The sequence below is a fragment of the Neorhizobium sp. LMR1-1-1.1 genome (assembly GCF_040675795.1).
GTDB lineage: Bacteria > Pseudomonadota > Alphaproteobacteria > Rhizobiales > Rhizobiaceae > Neorhizobium > Neorhizobium cellulosilyticum.
In genome coordinates, this window is sequence record NZ_JBEGHE010000023.1 from 1 (window position 1) to 16,555 (window position 16,555).

Below are 16,555 nucleotides of genomic sequence, written 5' to 3' on the forward strand. Positions count from 1 at the left end.
CCGCCACGCGAACGTCCCATGCAAGGATCGGCAGATCCCCCTTTTTAGCGTTGGCACCATGTTGGTGAACGCGGACACAGGATGAATCGATCATCACGATGTCGCCGTCGTAACGCTTTGAAACGGCGTCCAGAAGGCGATCCCAGACACCTGCTTTGCGCCAACGGGAGAAACGATTGTAGAGCGTCGTGCGCGGACCATAACGCTCTGGCACGTCGCGCCAGGACGAACCAGTCCTGAAACGCCACAGGATGCCATTGATCACTCGGCGGTCGTCAACACGTTCAATTCCACGGGTATTGGTCGGCAGAAGTGGTGCGATGACAGCCCATTCTTCGTCGCTCAATTCGTGACGGCGCATGGCAATCTCCTTTCAAGGAGATTGAATCACACACCGCCGACAAGATGAACCCCGTTTATGGGGACGCGGCCTAGTCGTCGCCGGTGTCTGGAGCGTTACAATGATGGTGCACTTCAGGTCGTGCCGGCCTCGGAACAGGTGTCCGAACCAGACCCTGTTTATCACCAGATTACCGTCCCAAATAGTTCGTGGGCGAAATTGTCGAGCTACCAATCGGCAAGGCTGAGAACGAGAAAGGCTGGCATTGCAACCGGCAAGAGGGGCGCCTACAGACGATTGATGCAGCCGCATGCGCCGGCCGATCCCGTCCTGGGCTACGGGAATGGCCGGCCGGCGCATTATGAGATGACGTCAGGCGGTGAGGTGCTGGTCGAAGAAGCTGTTGAGCTTGTCGAACGGGATCAGATCGACGCGGTCGTAGAGATCGACATGGCCCGCTCCCTTGACCCATACCAGTTCCTTCGGCTCGGACGCGCGCTTGTAAGCGTCTTCGCTAAATTCCTTCGAATGGGCCTGGTCGCCGGAGATGAACAGCATCGGGCGAGGGGAGATCGTCTCGATGTCGTTGAACGGATAGAAGTTCGCGAATTTGACGATACTGCTCATCGTCGGCTTCGTTGTCGTCTGGGGCGTGGCGCCGGTGGGGGTAAACTCGCCCCGCGGCGTGCGATAGTAATCGTAGAATTCGCGCTGCACCGGATCTGTGTCTGCCGTAAGGGCGAGCGTCGTTCCGCCGACATACTCGATTGCTCCACCGTCGGCTTCAGCCCAGCGCTGCTCGGCCGCTGCTGCGATGAACTGCTTGCGCTGCTCGACCGTCTGCGACTTGTTCAGGGCGTCACGGAAGGCAGCTCCCATATCGTACATGCTGACGGTGGCAATTGCCTTGATGCGCGGATCGATCTTGGCGGCGCTGATGACAAAACTACCACTGCCGCATACCCCGATCGCGCCGATCCTTTGGCGATCCACGAAGACATGCGAACCGAGGAAATCTATGCCGGCACTGAATGCCTCAGCATAGACTTCAGGGGACACAAGATTGCGAGATTGTCCTTCGCTCTCGCCCCAGAAAGGCAGATCGATCGACATGGCGACAAAACCCTGCTCGGCCATCTTGGTCGCATAGAGGTTGGCGCTCTGCTCTTTGACAGCACCCATGGGGTGGCCGACGATGATGGCCGGGTTCTTTGCCGCCTGGTTGAGATCCTTGGGGAGATAGAGGTTGCCCGCGACATGCGTCTGGTACTGGGTTTTGAAGGTGACCTTCTGAAGGGTCACCCTGTCGCTGGTGTAGAAATTGGCGGCGCCGTTGGACATGTCTTGTGCCTCTGCAAAACTGGTGTTGAAAATGGACATCATGCCGAGAGCGGCCGCGGCGGCGCTCGACATCTTCAGGAGATTGCGTCTGTCGATACTGGAGTTCAGGGGCTGCGCGTCATTGAGTGCTTGCTTGTTAGTCATTTGCTGTCTCCTTCATTTGTTGAGTTTGAAACTGGGCCACGGTGGCATCGGCGGGAGCGTTCAGATCGGAATGATCCGAAGTGGAAACTCCCCTCGGGTAAGAAGCGGCTCGAAACCGAGATCGAAGCGGCCGAGACGGATCAGCCCTCTCGAATGCCGGTAGTCGGCGTGGTAGAAGACGAGATTGCCCCAAGGCGCGAAATAGGCGATGTCGCCTGGACGCCCGTCGCCAAAAGGGACATCCTGATGTTTGGTCAGCTTGCGCGGCAGATAGGCGATCTTTTCGTTGGTCGAGTAGTCCTCGATCTTGAGATCGAGTGGCAGCAATCCGAAAAGCTCCAGCGACGCCGGGCTTTCGTCGAGGGTTGCTGCCATCTGGTGATCGCTGAATGTCATCTTGAACTTCATGGCGCGTCCCATTTTATTCGACTGTGCGTGTGACCACGCCGGAGCTGAAGCCATGGCGACCATCGCTACGATCGCGGAACGGCGGTCGATCATGGCCAGACCCTTCGTGCCATCGGCCCGGCTGCGAATGCGAGGGTCGATGAAGCGGCAAGGAGCAAAGCGGCGAGCAGAAATGTCGTCCCCCAGCCGGCGCTGTCGAACAGTATCCCTCCGAATGAAGCGCCCAGTGTAATGGCCAACTAGATTGTCGCGACCTGCAGGCCGCCGCCCGCCTCAGCATCGTCGGGCATCGTCCGGGTCAGCCAGGTGCCCCAGCCGACAGGCGCGGCTGTGGCGAACAATCCCCAAGCTAACAGCAGGAGAGCTGTGGCCGTGACCGATGAGCCGAAAGCGATCAATCCGAGTGCAATCACGGCCATGATGAGAGGGATCGCACCGAGGATACTGAACAGCCGCTTCTGGAGAAGGTGGCTCACCCCATATGTCCCAGCGACACCCGCGAGCCCCATCAACAGGAGCAAAAGCGAGAGTGTGGAGATGGACACGTTCGTCACGGTTTCCAAAAAGGGGCGCAGGTAGGTGAACAGTGCGAACTGGCCCATGAAGAGCAGCATGATGGACGCCATGCCAATAGCGACCTGAGAATGGGTGAGCAGCCTGAAGACGTTGCTCGGGCCTTCGCTGCGTTTCGGCGGTAACGAGGGAAGGGTGACCCACTGCCAGACGAGAGACAACAGCGCCAGCGGCACGACCGCGAAGAATGCTCCACGCCAACCGACATAGTTCCCGAGAAAACTGCCGAGCGGCGCAGATATCGTCGCCGCAATGGCATTGCCTGCATTGAGCATCGCCAGTCCCTTGGGAACAGATTGTTCGGGTACCAGCCGCATGACGACCGCCGCCGACATCGACCAGAAGCCGCCGATCGCCACGCCGAGCAGAGCGCGGCCTATCATCAGCACCAGATAGTTCGGGGCGAAGGTTACGATAGTTCCGGAGACGATCAGGAACAGCGAAAACGACGTCACCACCACACGCCGGTCGATCCGCTGCGTCAGCCCTGCAACGAAGAGACTTGTCACCACCGCGAAGACGCCGGAAATCGAGATCGCCTGGCCCGCATGTCCTTCGGTCACATCGAGATCTGTGGCGATCGGCGACAGAAGGGCGACAGGCATGAATTCCGATGCGATCAGGACGGCGACGCAAAGCGCCAGCGAGAAGACAGCGCCCCAGGCAGCAACCGTTACTTTGGTGTCTGGCGCATTTTTGAGTATCGCGTCTGGCCCGAATGGGCCGATGTCGTCTGTTCTTTGCTGAGCTTGATAGGTCATGGCCAAAATATAGTCTGACGCGACTGTCATGATTAGCCATTGCAATCCTCTTGCACTTATCGATTCATGACATGAATGACTAAGCTTGAGGGCTGCTGATGAAGCGCGAAGACCTGAATGACATGCTTTGGTTTCTGGCGGTTGCCGAGGAGCGCAGCTTCACGAAAGCCGCGGCCAAGCTCGGAACGTCTCAATCGACGATCAGCCACACGATCAAGCGGCTTGAGGCTCGCATGGGGTTGCGACTTTTAACCCGCACGACACGTAACGTTTCCCCGACAGAAGCCGGCGAAAGGTTGATACGTTCGCTGGCACCGAGGATCGAGGAGCTCGAAACCGAGATCGACGAACTGATGGAGATCCGGGACAAGCCGTCCGGGACCGTTCGGATCACCCTGTCGGACTATGCGCAGGAAAGCGTGGTATGGCCGAAACTTCGGTCCGTTCTGCGCCATTATCCCGACGTCAGGGTTGAGCTCAATATGGACAACGGGTTTCGAAACATTGTCGAAGAGAAGTTCGACGCAGGTGTTCGTCTTGGCGAGAGCGTCGACAAGGACATGATCGCCGTCCGAATTGGTCCCGACTGGCGCCTGGTCGCAGTCGCCTCTCCAGAATATCTGTCGGCGCATGCTACTCCCAGGACACCCCAGGATCTGGTTGGCCACGACTGTATCAACCACCGGCAAGCGAGCGCTGGTGGGCTCTATGCCTGGGAGTTCGGAAAGGATGGCCGGGAAGTCCGTGTTCGAGTCGACGGGCAGCTGATTTTCAACACGTCCTATGCGATGATAGGCGCCGCGGTCAGCGGCTATGGCATCGCTTACGTGCCGGAAAGCCTCGTCGTGGACGAGATCGCTTCCGGGCGGCTTGTCCAAATCCTGGATGATTGGTCCCCGATGTTTCCGGGCTACTATCTCTATTATCCGAGCCGCCGGCAGAACTCGCCGGCATTCAAGGTGATTGTCGATGCCTTGAAGGTTTGAGTTTACGCTTTGTCACGCCCGCACCTTCCCAGTACCATCGGCTTGGCGAGCCAAAGGGACATGTCACCATCAGCATCGGAGTGACAACAGTGTGAGGTGAACTTTCTCAGTCGGCCCTTTTCACAGTCCGCCGACCAAGCGCTATACATTGCAAGAGCTGGCGGGCTTGATCGCGTCGCTGCGTCCACCGTCGATATGAGACAGCGGGTTGTTGATAGTGAATGCTCATCGGCTTGATCTGCAGATCCCCTTACTTGAGCGCAACGTCACAGTTGGCCAGCCAATGAAACAAACACGGATTATCGCTCGTTTATGTGTCGCGAGCGCACGTAAATTCGAGCGCCCCGACAGGTAAAGGTTTATGGGGCACTGCCTTGTTTGGTTGGAGTAGCACACTAATTCACATGGTCTCAAGGAGAGCACATGACAGACCTTAAGACGGAAAAAGCACGGACAGGCGTTGAAGGTCTGGATGATATTCTTGCCGGAGGCCTGACCCGTCGTCATGTATTCCTGCTTGAAGGATCTCCTGGTGCCGGAAAGACGACTATTGCGTTGCAGTTTCTCCTTGAGGGCGCCTCACTCAAGGAGCGGTGTCTTTATATCAGTCTGTCCGAGACGGAAGACGAGCTTAGGGATAGTGCACTCTCACATGGCATCGACTTTGGCGACACGATCGAAATTTTTGAGCTGGTTCCACCCGAAAGCCTCCTCGACGAGGATCAGCAGCAGAGCTTGCTCTATTCGTCTGATCTGGAGCTTGGTGAAACAACTAAGCTGATTTTCGAGGCATTTGAGCGGGTGAAGCCGCATCGTGTCGTTATCGACAGCCTGTCCGAAATCCGCCTCCTTGCACAAAGCTCGCTTCGCTATCGCCGACAGATTTTGGCGCTCAAGCATTACTTCTCGCGCTCAGAAGCAACGGTTCTGTTGCTCGATGATATGACATCCGATCAGTTCGACAAGACGGTCCACAGCGTCGTTCATGGTGTTGTTCATCTGGAGCAGCTTGCTCCGGACTATGGGGCGGAACGCCGGCGGCTGAGGGTCATCAAATATCGTGGCCAAGCCTTTCGCGGTGGCTATCACGACTTTATTATCAGGACAGGCGGCGTAGCCGTCTTCCCTCGCTTGAGGGCAGTTGAGCACAGGGTCAACTTCGAGCGCACAACATTGAAGAGTGGTATTGCCGAATTCGACGACCTGCTTGGCGGTGGCATCGAGCGAGGTTCCAGCACGCTGCTGATAGGCCCGGCCGGCACGGGCAAGAGCTTCTTTTCTATGCAGTTTGTCGAGGCCGCGGTCAAGCGCGGAGAAAAAGCGGGGGTGTTTCTCTTCGACGAGGAGCTTGGCCTGCTGTTCGCGCGGACCAAGGCTATGGGCCTCGATCTCGAACAGATGCGAGACGAAGGTCTCCTCCACATCGAACAGCTCGATGCCGCAGAGCTTTCGCCCGGTGAATTCGCACAGCGCGTCCGTGATCGGGTCGCGGGTTTCGATGCCAAGACCGTCGTCATCGACAGTATCAACGGATATCAGGCATCCATGCCCGGCGAAAATGCTCTGATCCTGCACATGCACGAGCTGTTGCAGTATCTTAATCGACAGGGCGCCAACACATTCCTGACCGTGGCACAGCATGGTCTTGTCGGGGACATGAAGTCGCCGGTTGATGTGACCTACCTTGCCGACACGGTCATCTTGCTCCGCTATTTCGAAGCCATGGGTAAGGTCAGGCGTGCTATTTCGGTGATCAAGAAACGTACTGGCAGACATGAGGACACGATACGCGAATTCAAGATCAGCAATGCTGGCCTTACCGTCGGCGAGGCGCTTTCGGGCTTTCAGGGCGTGCTACGCGGCGTGCCGACCTTTGTCGGTGAACGCGGCCCCCTGATGGCGCTTTCTGACGAGGACCGCAACAATTCCTAATCGCAACGCCATTGGCCTGATTCATGCCCCGCGCGGCCGCGATGCTCAGATCGCTGCCTCCCTCCTTGCAGCGGCAGGCATCGAAAGTCGCGTCATCCCAGACCTTGTCGGGTTTGTCGAGGCGCTTGGTGACGACGTGTCTTTTGCCGTCGTCACGGAAGAGGCGGTGCGATCAAGCGACTTGCGCGGGCTTTCGGCTTGGATCGAGAGGCAGCCAAGCTGGTCCGATCTTCCTTTCATTATCCTGACAAATCGCGGCGGAGGGCCGGAGCGCAATCCGGCTGCATCTCGCCTGTCGGAAGTGCTCGGCAATGTCAGCTTCATCGAGCGGCCGTTTCACGCCACAACATTCGTCAGTGTCGCCCGTTCAGCATTGCGGGGACGACGTCGCCAATTCGAGGCGCGCCTCAGGATCGAGGCGCTCGACGAAGGTGAACGGCGCCTGCAGACTGCACTGGAAGCTGGCCACCTTGGTGCCTGGGAGCTTGACCTCGCCACAATGGTACTGACGACGTCGCCGACATGTCGGAGCGTTTTTGGTCGTGGCTCAGAGGAGCATTTCACTTACGAGGACCTGATTGCCAGTATCCATCCCCACGACATCGAGCGAATGAGAGCGTCGGTTGATCTGACGATCACAACAGGCCGAGACTATTCGATCGATTACCGCACGATCTGGCCGGATGGCTCACAACACTGGGCAGAGATTCGTGCGCAGCTCTATCGGGACCGTGCCGGCCAAGCCATCAAACTGGTCGGCGTATCGGCAGACATTACAGACCGCATTCGCCAAGAGGAGCAGCAGCGTCGTCTGAACGAAGTGCTGGAGGAAAGGGTTCTTGAACGAACGAAGGAGCTCGAAGACGCCCACGCCATCGTCATGGCAGAGATCTCGCAGCGCCAGCACGCAGAGGAGCAATTGCGCCAGGCCCAGAAGATGGAGGCGATTGGCCAGCTGACCGGCGGTGTTGCGCACGATTTCAACAATCTGCTGATGGCGGTGCTTGGTAATCTCGAGCTCTTGCGAAAGCATGATGCCGGAGATGCCAAGGCAGAACGGCTGATCGACGGAGCCATGCAGGGCGCTAGGCGCGGCGCATCGCTTACCCAAAGACTGCTGGCCTTTGCCCGCCGGCAAGATCTCCAGATCGGTCCGGTAGATCTGCGTGGACTTGTGTTTGGCCTGGAGGATTTGCTGAAGCGCTCGGTCGGCACCACCATTCTAATCCAAATTATCGTTCCGGACCATCTGCCATCGGTATCCGCGGATTCGAACCAGGTCGAACTCGCCCTGCTCAATCTTGCCGTCAATGCCCGAGACGCCATGCCGGGAGGCGGCTCCCTGCGCATCGAGCTCAGGCAAGCGGAACAGGTCACTCCCCAAGGGACACTTTCGGCTGGCCGCTATGTTGTTGTGTCCGTCACCGACCAGGGGGTGGGCATGGACGCAGCAACTTTGAAAAAATCCGTCGAACCGTTCTTTTCGACCAAGGAACTTGGCAAGGGCACAGGTCTTGGCCTTTCGATGATCCATGGGCTGGCACTGCAGCTCAAAGGCGATCTGAAGCTGACCAGCAAAGTGGGTGTAGGCACCACCGCCGAATTGTGGATCCCCGTGTCGAATGACGACGAAATCCGGCCGGATGTCGCTAAGATGGCTGTTGAGAAGGCCGCTGCCGCAGCAAGGCCCCTGCGGATCCTGCTTGTCGATGATGACGCGCTTATCGCCATGAGCTCGGCGGACATGCTAACCGATTTGGGACATGATGTCGTCGAGGCGCATTCCGGCCGCGAGGCGCTCGAGTGTCTCGGTGATGGCAACGGCTTCGACCTGATGATCACCGATTTCTCTATGCCAGGAATGAACGGCGGTGAGCTTGCAATGGCGGCGAGAGCCGTGCTGCCGAGCCTGCCAATCCTGATCGCTTCCGGCTATGCGGAGTTGCCGCCGGGCGTGGGGCTCGATTTTGCGCGCCTTGGAAAGCCGTACACCCAAGACCAGCTTTCAGCCGAAATCGGGAAGTTGACCACCCATTGAACAATAAGCCCTGTTGCTTCATTACAAAACAGAGCGGGATAAATGCTGATCATCGAATAGTGATTCACAGTCAATAGCCGGTTATTGTCGGTTAAAGCAGCCGAACTGTTTCAAACCGCAACCTGTGCCTAACTCGTCTATTGCATTGAATGCCTGGCATGCTCCATCGGCATCCATCTCCCAGTTACTTGTTGCACGGCTCACGGCTCGTTGAGATGTACCCATTCGCCTTAGGGTTCGACAGTGCCGCTTTAGCAGCTACTTCTGGCGGCAAAGTGGATTTCAGCCGAGAAGATGCCCAGATCACCAACGCACAATCGGTTTTCATCGCAGTGTCTATCCGCTACCCCAAGCTACCGGTTCGTACGACCCTCCAATCCGGTTTGCCTAGGTTATAGGGCCAAGGATGAACCTCGCGGTCATTGAAATAGACGACCTCTTCAAGAAGCGGAAATTCTTCGCGATCTCGTGTGACGTCGCCCATCCAAGCAGTCAGATAGCCGTCGCCGCCTTCATAGCCCAGTTCGGCCACCCAGACGGGTTTGGAGAATTCTTCGACAAGACCGTATCCCTGAAGAAGATTGTCGCTGAAGCTGCGCGGATTTCCGTGGGCAATCCTGTCGAATGCCTCGAGCCCGAAAACCGACAGGCCGACATAATCGACGTAATTGCTGCCGGGATAATAGTCCCGCAAGCCGGGAACGCCCTTGGGCGACCACATCAACTGCGCTTTCGGCGCTTCCTTTCTGACGATATCCATCATTCTGCGGTAGGCGGTTATATAGGCGTCAGGCCTCCAGCCTGCCCAGGAGAAGCGACTTTCACGATCTTCCATTTCCTGCGCCCAGCGAACGACGGCCGGGCTCTTCAGCTGTCCGATCAGATGTGCGATTTCGCGCATGTTCCGATCGTATGTGCCATTGAGGATACGTGTCTGGAGCTCGCCGGAAGTGAGACGGAAATTTTCGTCCCATGACCACGGCTCCACGGTGATCAGCAGGTTACGCTTGCGTTGCAGGGCATAAGCGTCGGCTGCGGGTAATGACGATAGGTCTACATCCTCCCAGGGCATGAACAACGCCTCGGTCGTTACATTCGCCTGTTCGGCAAAATCTCCGTGCGGATCATAGGCGCCGAACCTCAGTCCCGGCGTATGCACTGTCGGACGTTTGTCCCGGATACGGCTACCGGCGGTCGCCGATAACAGGTTTTCCCCCTGTGCGAGGGCAAAATGACAGGCGCCAGCCACTGCAATGGTCGCTATGCCTGCTCCGACGAATTGTCGTCTGTCGATCGATTTCATAACGGGCCTCCTTCCGTCAATTTCCAGATGTTGATGCCTGCCACTTGCGAATATGCGATGCGACCGTGTCGGCGCTGACAATCTTGGCAGATTCATCGCCCTTACGCTCCGGCGCATGGCGGAACACATACCAGTGACCGAAGGGATGGCGCCGCTGGAAGATGGTATCGCCGATCCTGACATGGCCGAAACAGGTCGCAGCGCGCGCGTTGCTGTTGCTGGCATACCATTTTGCCAGAATGCAGAGCTTTCCATTGTCATCAACGACCCAGCGTCCCTGGCCCACCGACGGCTTGCCGCCTTCACGTGTATAGGCGGAGAAACGATTGTCACCGGTATCGAACCGTCCTCCGCCCGCGCTCCAAAGCCAAGTCCTGTCGCCGTATATCGCCTTCAGTTCCGAGGCCGGAACGGGGGCGGTCGGCGGCGGTGTAAACGTCTTCTCGGCCAGGGCAGGCAAAGGCCCCAGGACGGTGACGAGGAAGACGCCAGCCAGCCATAGATGTTTCTGTTTCATTGTCTCCTCCTTGTTCTCAACGCAAACATCCGGGTGAGAAACCGGTCTAGATATCCTGTTGCGCACCAAAGCCGTTCCAGTGGAAACGGAACGTCGTGATCTTGGTCCGGCTGCGATGACCGGCGCCTGCCACGGTGAAGCGTGTTTCGCTGAAGCTGACGATGTTCTGGCCGTAGGAAAGTGCCTCGACGGAGCCTACGGCGTGTTGGCCCAGTTGCCCGCCGCCGACGAGAACGGCAGCGACAGCACAAAGGGATGCCATCGTGATGCCTTTGGCCCGCGCCACTGTGAGCATGCCGTTTTCCCGGCCATGCCTGAAGGCGATCAATGTCGCAACTGTCGCATAGGCAAGCGTGTTGATCGCTGCGAAGATATAGAAACCACGCGTCTCGTTCACCTCCGGTGCGCCGACCATGGCCGCCGCGCTGCAGGCGGCCAGGGCGAGATAGGGAAGAATGATCCTTGTCGGTAGCATTCGCGACTGCTCGCCCTTGGGCGTAATGCGAAAGTCGACAAAGCGGCTGCCGAGGGTGTCACGAACCGCCATCAGGGTACCGGCTAGCGACCATGGCCAGCGGACCAAAAGGAAGAGCATGCCCTCCCAGCCGAACAGTTTGGCACCGCATGGACGATAAAGCCCCGTTGAACGCCAGAAGAATGCCAGCCCGACGAGCACGATCGAGAGGGGCATGAAATGCTGCAGAAACTGCGCATAGCTTACCTCCGCGAATGCACGGCCGGTCGCCAGCGAAAGGAGCGGCATGGCAAACATGACCGCCATAAAGAGGGAAAACAGCGGATACCACAGTTGCGAAAAGACGAACTGAAACCTCAGCCTTGAAGGCAGCCTGCCGATCAGATGCGGCGAATATTGCAGCAGCAGGCTCGTCAGGCTGCGTGACCACTGAAATTCCTGGACGGCAAGGTCTGCGAAGGTGGCAGGGCCGTCGCCGTGAGCGATCGCATCGACGGCATGAACACCACGCCATCCGCCGGCATTCATCATCAAAGTGGTGGAATGATCTTCGGCAAGTTCCGGACCCAGTCCGCCGATCTGTTTCAGCGCCTTCGTACGCACGGCATAGTGGGAGCCAATGCATAGTGGCGCCCATCCATTATTGTATCCGACCTGCAAGGCGCCGTGCAGGCTCGCTTCGACGTAAAGCCGGCCGCGCGCTGCCCAACTTTCTTTCGCATTGGCATCACATATGCTCGGCGCAGAGACATAACCGACTGCCGGATCGGAAAAGGGCTTCATCACCTCTCTGAGATAAGTGAGTTCCGGCACGTGATCCGCATCGAACTGTGCAACGAAGTCATATCGGTCATAACCGTACTGATCGTAGAAATAGGCGAGATTGCCCTCCTTGCAGCGCGTGCGGCGCGGCCATTCGGACCTATGATATGCTTCCACGCCCTTGCGCGTGGAAATGAACACGCCGCGCTCATTGCAGAATTTTCGCGTCTCTTCGGATGGGTCCTCGTCGGCCAGCCAGACATCATAGTCCATTTCGACCTGGTCGAGCATAGCAAGCAGGGTTCGGCGCACGACGCTGAAGGGTTCTGACGGGGCCTTGGTGACCACCATGGCAATCCGTCCATTCGGGGGCGGGACGGAGGCCTTCATGCGTCGTGCGCCGAAGAAGATTGCGATGAAATAGAACGGGATGAGTGTGATCCAAGCGAGAATGACGCTCATCGATATGAACAGCGGCCAGTTGCCGACATGTTCCGGCTGCAGCCACCAGCGCCAGAAATGGATGACCGCAGCAAGCCATATGAACGCACCAATACCGTAGAAAAGCTTTTGCCGCCCGCAGAAGATGGGTTCAAGCATCGACTGATCGACGACGTTCTGATGCCGGGCCGGGATGTTGATCTTTCTCATCATCGGACAATCTCCAGACCAAATGTCGGGCCGGCCGTGCGGATGATTGTGGCAAGGTCGGAGCGCCAGGGCACAAAGCCCAGCGTTGAATGTGCCATGGCCGTATCGGCAAACAGGATCGGCGGATCCCCCGCACGCCTTGGGTGAAAGGCGACCGGAACCTGCAGCCCCGTGAGGTGGGATATGGACTGCAGGATCTCCCGGATTGACGTCCCACGCCCCGAGCCGAGATTGACGCGAAGCGTATCGCCTCCGGCGAGAAGATGACCTACTGCGGCGACATGGGCATCAGCGAGATCGGACACGTGGACATAATCCCTGACACAGGTGCCGTCGGGGGTGTCGTAGTCAGTGCCGAATACTTCGAGCAGGTTCAGCCGCCCTGCGGCGGCCTGCAACGCGCGGGGGATCAGGTGTGTCTCGGGCTCGTGCCGTTCGGAAAGATCTCCCGCAGGATCTGCTCCGGCGGCATTGAAGTAACGCAGGGCCACGTAGCTAAGTCCGTAAGCGCTGCCGTAATCCTCGAGCGCATGCTCGAAAACGAGCTTGGTACGGCCATAGGGGTTAATCGGCTTCTGCTCACAGTTTTCGCGGATCGGAAGCTGATGCGGCACCCCATAAGTCGCACAACTGCTGGAGAAGACCATGTGACCTACGCCGGCCGCCAGGCATGCATTCAGCAGTGAAAGACCGCCGATGACGTTGTTGCTGTAATATTTGCGCGGATCGTTGACGGATTCGCCGACATAGGCATTGGCGGCACAGTGGATCACACAGCGCACATGGGAACGCTCAAGGTTTTGCCGAAGTCTTTCAAAATCTGCGATATCGAGCCGGATCAGCGGCCCCCAGCGAACTGCGTCGGCGTGACCGGTGGAGAGATTGTCGAGGGCAATTACCTGGAAACCAGCTTCCGCAAGCGCCTTGCAGACATGGCTGCCGATGAAACCTGCTCCTCCGGTCACGACGACGGTATCGGTCATGTCAGGCGACCTCCACCGGCTGGGCTGGTGTCGCTGAGCGAAGGACGCCGTCAAAATAGCCGATCGTGCGGGAAAGGCCCTCACGAAGCGGCACGCGAGGTTCCCAGCCGAGCTTTTCGCGCGCAAGGCCAATATCCGGGCGGCGTTGTTTGGGGTCATCGATCACTGCGGGCATGTGGATGATCCGTGAGCGCGAATTCGTTAGTTCCAGTACGAGTTCGGCGAGCTCAATGACGGGTATTTCGACCGGATTGCCGAGATTGATCGGCCCGATGACGTCGGGGCCGGCATTGGAGAAACGAATGAAGGCCTCGATCAGGTCGTCGACATAGCAGAGCGAGCGTGTCTGCATGCCGTCTCCATAGATCGTGATATCTTGGTTGGTCAGGGCCTGGACGATGAAGTTCGAAACGACCCGGCCGTCATCGAGGCGCATGCGCGGCCCATAGGTGTTGAATATTCGGCCAACCTTGACGTCGGTCCGGTATTTGCGGTGGTAGTCGAAAAGCAGTGTTTCGGCGCAGCGTTTGCCTTCGTCATAGCAGCCGCGCGGGCCGATCTGGTTGACGTTGCCGCAATAAGCTTCCTGCTGTGGGTGCTGCAGCGGATCCGCATAAACCTCGGATGTGGACGATTGTACGATGGTTGCACCGTGCAGCCGGGCCAGTTCGAGGCCATGAAGTGCTCCGAGCACGCCAGTCAATAGCGTGCCGACAGGATCACGTTGATAGTCCGGTGGCGAGGCAGGGGAGGCGAAATTGAAGATCAGAGAGACATCGGCATCATAGGCATCGCGGACATCCTGTTCGATGACACTGAAATCCGGGTTGGGCATCAGGTGGCTGACGTTACTACGGCGCCCGGTCGAGAAATTGTCGAAACAGATGACGCGATGGCGATCCTGAAGAAGTCTTTCACATAGGTGCGATCCCAGAAAGCCCGCGCCGCCCGTCACGAGCACGTATCGTGGTAGAGGCCTTGTTGCAATATCCGCCAGACCTGGAGCCGTAATCCCGATTTTACGCATAAACCTACCTCCTCCGGCAGACGCGGCCTGCCGGTCGATATTTCCAGAGTTGAAAGGAGCAAGCGGGTTCGCTTGGATGCTATCTGCGTGGTTCGTTTGAAGAAAACGCTGGAAAACTTTAACGCTCTCTTAACCGAATTAGCTGCCTAAATTTTGATCTCGTCAAACAAAAAACTCCATGATTACACGAATTTAGGAGGGGATTAAGGTTAATTGCCGAGGCGGATTAACCCGTATGGGCTAGGCTTTCCGCCAGGTGTTCCATGCGTGCATGATTTGCTAATGTAAACGGATTAGCCTAGGCGGCGATTACAGTTGAACACCCCGGAGCCCATCGTGAGCAGGAACAGCAATTCAATTCGTCCAATGTTTTTTGCCGGATTGTGCGCGGTCCTCTCATCCTGCTCGGTCGTGGATGGCGACGTGGCAGACAACAAAGCGGGCGCCAAGAAAGTGCCGGCTGTCAGTGCGGTCGCGGCAGGCTCGTTCAAGGCGAATAGCTACGCCTTCTCTTCCGCAAAGCCTGTTGCCATTGCTATGAGGGATGATACGGGTGAAGACGCAGATCCGCAGGGATCATCGTCCTATCTCAGGAGCGCGCCCTATATCTGCACGCCGAGCGGCTTTGGACGCAAAGCGCACTGCTTCCTGCGGTAGCGCATCGCGCGGATCAGCGTAGCGATGGCTCGAATCCGGTTCGTCCCTCGTAATCGAAATATCGTGAAGCGGCTTCGGTACGGTTACGTACATGCATCTTCTTGTAGATGGTTCGGATATGCACCTTGACCGTGTTTTCCGACAGTTTCAGCAGGCCGGCGATTATCTTGTTCTGGGTTCCCTTGCACACTAGGTCGAGAATTTCCACTTCACGTGTGGTCAGCATAAACGGCTCGCAATTGGCGTGGCCCGGATGATGGGGTGGTTCGACGCGAAATTTTGAGGGGTTTCCATAACCCGCCCCGTTAACACTCAGGTGCTGCAGCAAAGCGGAAGGAAAATGTTCCCCGCCTTTCATCAGCAAATCGATGGCCGCAAGAAAAACGTCCAGGCGCAAATTCAGTGGAAGAACACCGTCAATCTGCTGGGCGGCTGCCAGTTTCTGCAGATTGCGATCGCTTTCTTCGTGATCGTTTATGACGATACCGATGGATAGACTGTGGTCGATTTGCTTGAGGTGACGAATTAACTCGCCCAGTTGGGCCTTGTCCTGATAGTGAAAGAGAATGAGGCGCGTATCTGTACCAACGTCGACCGGAAAAAAGCCAGATTTGCATACGTCGCCACCTGCATTTCTGGAAATCGGCGGCGTAGTGTCTCTGCAAGACATTCCATCAACAATCCTGGTTCTGCAACGAGAACCATTGTTCGACGTCCAGTATCACCACGAATGATTGAGAGAGATTCGGGAGAGTTCGTATCGGCTATAAACACCACTAACTCCTGACACTTTAACGTGATGCTTGTTATCCGGACCAAGAGGAGATGGCGGATTAATTAGCACTTTCGAATTTCAATGTAATTCCAATTTAGAATAGTTCAACACTTCGCACTTGCGGGGATAAAGGCGTTTCGGGATATGGTAAATCTCATCGGAGCGCGGGGGGAACAAAACAACCCCAGCAGGACTATTTGCAGAGTAATTGCGATGTTTATCGACACTTGGAACTGACTACGTAACCGGATGTCCAGAATTCCATCGATTGACGTGTGCACCATGTCCATTAATTTGGATTTACTGAAGGTTCCGCCGCAATAACGGCGCTTGCCGCTTTGGCTCAAAACAACTCGCACCGCACGACGACCATCTTCAGCCAATCGAGCCAAAATCCCTGCGGCCTGTGTTCTCAACCCGTCGGACGAAGCACCTGTTAGTCACCCCAAGGTGCATCAACTCCGAGAGCTTTCCCAATGGTTGGAAGGTCAGGTCTGGATCAGACCTATGCAGGCGATCTTTCGAACATCAGCGGGTTTAGCAGTTTGAAACAAAGCACTCGATCTTGAGCGCTCTGCTGGTGAGGTGCAGTAAAGCGAGGATGTCAGAAAAATTGCCGTCAATGCTCTCATCTCTCAGCCCGTCAAAAACTCGAGGTTGACGCGCAACCAATAGGCCCCAACTAGCCGCTGCTGCTGCAAACGAAGCGGGTAACAGCGTCAAGTGCTCTGGATGTCTGCATTCAAAATTCGGATCAGAACCCATGCATAAATGGGGCTCCGACAACGTGATCTGCGTCATTTCACAATTCTAATTTAGTCCTACAATGTTCGTGGCATGGACAAAAGAAAGCACGGGAGGGCTTGAGATGTCGAACACATG

12 protein-coding genes and 4 pseudogenes are annotated in these 16,555 nt (G+C 57.0%); 5 read left to right on the forward strand and 11 right to left on the reverse strand.

Features of this window, described 5'->3' with window-relative positions; translation table 11 throughout:
• The 4 genes and pseudogenes from MRBLMR1_RS12440 to MRBLMR1_RS12455 all read right to left on the reverse strand — a co-directional run.
• Nucleotides 1-367 (reverse strand): annotated as a pseudogene (locus tag MRBLMR1_RS12440) (IS5 family transposase); the annotation flags it as partial.
• 345 nt (nucleotides 368-712) lie between these two features.
• Nucleotides 713-1,825: an alpha/beta hydrolase gene (locus MRBLMR1_RS12445; protein WP_500064874.1), complete on the reverse strand. Its 1,113-nt coding sequence runs from the start codon at nucleotides 1,823-1,825 to the stop codon at nucleotides 713-715.
• Nucleotides 1,826-1,885: 60 nt separating this feature from the next.
• Nucleotides 1,886-2,326: a cyclophilin-like fold protein gene (locus MRBLMR1_RS12450; protein ID WP_286194963.1), complete on the reverse strand. Its 441-nt coding sequence runs from the start codon at nucleotides 2,324-2,326 to the stop codon at nucleotides 1,886-1,888.
• Nucleotides 2,323-3,510, reverse strand: a pseudogene (locus MRBLMR1_RS12455) (MFS transporter). The gene MRBLMR1_RS12450 and the pseudogene MRBLMR1_RS12455 overlap by 4 nt, the downstream one beginning before the upstream one ends.
• A 155-nt stretch (nucleotides 3,511-3,665) precedes the next feature.
• Here MRBLMR1_RS12455 and MRBLMR1_RS12460 point away from each other — a divergent pair.
• From MRBLMR1_RS12460 to MRBLMR1_RS12470, 3 genes are all read left to right on the forward strand, one after another.
• Nucleotides 3,666-4,553: a LysR family transcriptional regulator gene (locus MRBLMR1_RS12460; RefSeq protein ID WP_500064876.1), complete on the forward strand. Its 888-nt coding sequence runs from the start codon at nucleotides 3,666-3,668 to the stop codon at nucleotides 4,551-4,553.
• Nucleotides 4,554-4,976: 423 nt separating this feature from the next.
• Nucleotides 4,977-6,485 (forward strand): ATPase domain-containing protein, encoded by a 1,509-nt coding sequence (locus MRBLMR1_RS12465; protein ID WP_206827523.1) that lies wholly within the window; start codon nucleotides 4,977-4,979, stop codon nucleotides 6,483-6,485.
• Nucleotides 6,460-8,523, forward strand: coding sequence for an ATP-binding protein (locus MRBLMR1_RS12470; RefSeq protein WP_404946130.1), 2,064 nt, complete (start codon nucleotides 6,460-6,462; stop codon nucleotides 8,521-8,523). Before MRBLMR1_RS12465 ends, MRBLMR1_RS12470 begins: the two co-directional genes overlap by 26 nt.
• 343 nt (nucleotides 8,524-8,866) lie before the next feature.
• Here the strand turns inward: MRBLMR1_RS12470 and MRBLMR1_RS12475 are convergent, their stop codons facing one another.
• From MRBLMR1_RS12475 to MRBLMR1_RS12495, 5 genes are read right to left on the reverse strand one after another with little or no spacing between them, the layout of a single operon-like run.
• A complete protein-coding gene (locus MRBLMR1_RS12475) occupies nucleotides 8,867-9,826 on the reverse strand; it encodes a glycoside hydrolase family 26 protein (protein WP_404946108.1) in 960 nt (319 codons plus the stop codon).
• A gap of 16 nt (nucleotides 9,827-9,842) precedes the next feature.
• Nucleotides 9,843-10,343, reverse strand: coding sequence for a DUF995 domain-containing protein (locus MRBLMR1_RS12480; protein WP_404946109.1), 501 nt, complete (start codon nucleotides 10,341-10,343; stop codon nucleotides 9,843-9,845).
• Between the two features lie 46 nt (nucleotides 10,344-10,389).
• On the reverse strand, nucleotides 10,390-12,234 hold the full coding sequence (locus MRBLMR1_RS12485; RefSeq protein ID WP_404946110.1) for a glycosyltransferase: 1,845 nt from the start codon (nucleotides 12,232-12,234) through the stop codon (nucleotides 10,390-10,392).
• Nucleotides 12,231-13,214, reverse strand: a complete 984-nt coding sequence (gene galE, locus MRBLMR1_RS12490) for a UDP-glucose 4-epimerase GalE (protein WP_500064878.1) — start codon at nucleotides 13,212-13,214, stop codon at nucleotides 12,231-12,233. Before galE ends, MRBLMR1_RS12485 begins: the two co-directional genes overlap by 4 nt.
• 1 nt (nucleotide 13,215) lies before the next feature.
• On the reverse strand, nucleotides 13,216-14,241 hold the full coding sequence (locus MRBLMR1_RS12495; protein WP_500064880.1) for a UDP-glucuronic acid decarboxylase family protein: 1,026 nt from the start codon (nucleotides 14,239-14,241) through the stop codon (nucleotides 13,216-13,218).
• A 423-nt stretch (nucleotides 14,242-14,664) separates the two neighbouring features.
• Here MRBLMR1_RS12495 and MRBLMR1_RS12500 point away from each other — a divergent pair, with 423 nt between their 5' ends.
• The gene (locus MRBLMR1_RS12500) at nucleotides 14,665-14,898 is read left to right on the forward strand and encodes a hypothetical protein (RefSeq protein ID WP_500064882.1); all 234 of its coding nucleotides are present in this window, start codon (nucleotides 14,665-14,667) and stop codon (nucleotides 14,896-14,898) included.
• A gap of 13 nt (nucleotides 14,899-14,911) precedes the next feature.
• On the opposite strand, the gene MRBLMR1_RS12505 is transcribed toward MRBLMR1_RS12500, so the two are convergent.
• Nucleotides 14,912-15,124 (reverse strand): response regulator transcription factor, encoded by a 213-nt coding sequence (locus tag MRBLMR1_RS12505; RefSeq protein WP_500064923.1) that lies wholly within the window; start codon nucleotides 15,122-15,124, stop codon nucleotides 14,912-14,914.
• A gap of 86 nt (nucleotides 15,125-15,210) precedes the next feature.
• Nucleotides 15,211-15,328 (reverse strand): annotated as a pseudogene (locus MRBLMR1_RS12510) (DNA-binding response regulator); the annotation flags it as partial.
• A gap of 768 nt (nucleotides 15,329-16,096) precedes the next feature.
• On the opposite strand from MRBLMR1_RS12510, the pseudogene MRBLMR1_RS12515 reads away from it, so the two are divergent.
• Nucleotides 16,097-16,180 (forward strand): annotated as a pseudogene (locus MRBLMR1_RS12515) (arsenical resistance protein ArsH); the annotation flags it as partial.
• Nucleotides 16,181-16,555 lie beyond the last annotated feature (375 nt).

Bases quoted from the DNA above. Each gene is read 5' to 3' on its own strand.
- MRBLMR1_RS12460 (WP_500064876.1), top strand. From the start codon at position 3,666: ATGAAGCGCGAAGACCTGAATGACATGCTTTGGTTTCTGGCGGTTGCC.
- MRBLMR1_RS12475 (WP_404946108.1), bottom strand. From the start codon at position 9,826: ATGAAATCGATCGACAGACGACAATTCGTCGGAGCAGGCATAGCGACC.
- MRBLMR1_RS12480 (WP_404946109.1), bottom strand. From the start codon at position 10,343: ATGAAACAGAAACATCTATGGCTGGCTGGCGTCTTCCTCGTCACCGTC.
- MRBLMR1_RS12445 (WP_500064874.1), bottom strand. From the start codon at position 1,825: ATGACTAACAAGCAAGCACTCAATGACGCGCAGCCCCTGAACTCCAGT.
- MRBLMR1_RS12465 (WP_206827523.1), top strand. From the start codon at position 4,977: ATGACAGACCTTAAGACGGAAAAAGCACGGACAGGCGTTGAAGGTCTG.
- MRBLMR1_RS12505 (WP_500064923.1), bottom strand. From the start codon at position 15,124: ATGCTGACCACACGTGAAGTGGAAATTCTCGACCTAGTGTGCAAGGGA.
- MRBLMR1_RS12450 (WP_286194963.1), bottom strand. From the start codon at position 2,326: ATGATCGACCGCCGTTCCGCGATCGTAGCGATGGTCGCCATGGCTTCA.
- MRBLMR1_RS12485 (WP_404946110.1), bottom strand. From the start codon at position 12,234: ATGATGAGAAAGATCAACATCCCGGCCCGGCATCAGAACGTCGTCGAT.
- galE (WP_500064878.1), bottom strand. From the start codon at position 13,214: ATGACCGATACCGTCGTCGTGACCGGAGGAGCAGGTTTCATCGGCAGC.
- MRBLMR1_RS12495 (WP_500064880.1), bottom strand. From the start codon at position 14,241: ATGCGTAAAATCGGGATTACGGCTCCAGGTCTGGCGGATATTGCAACA.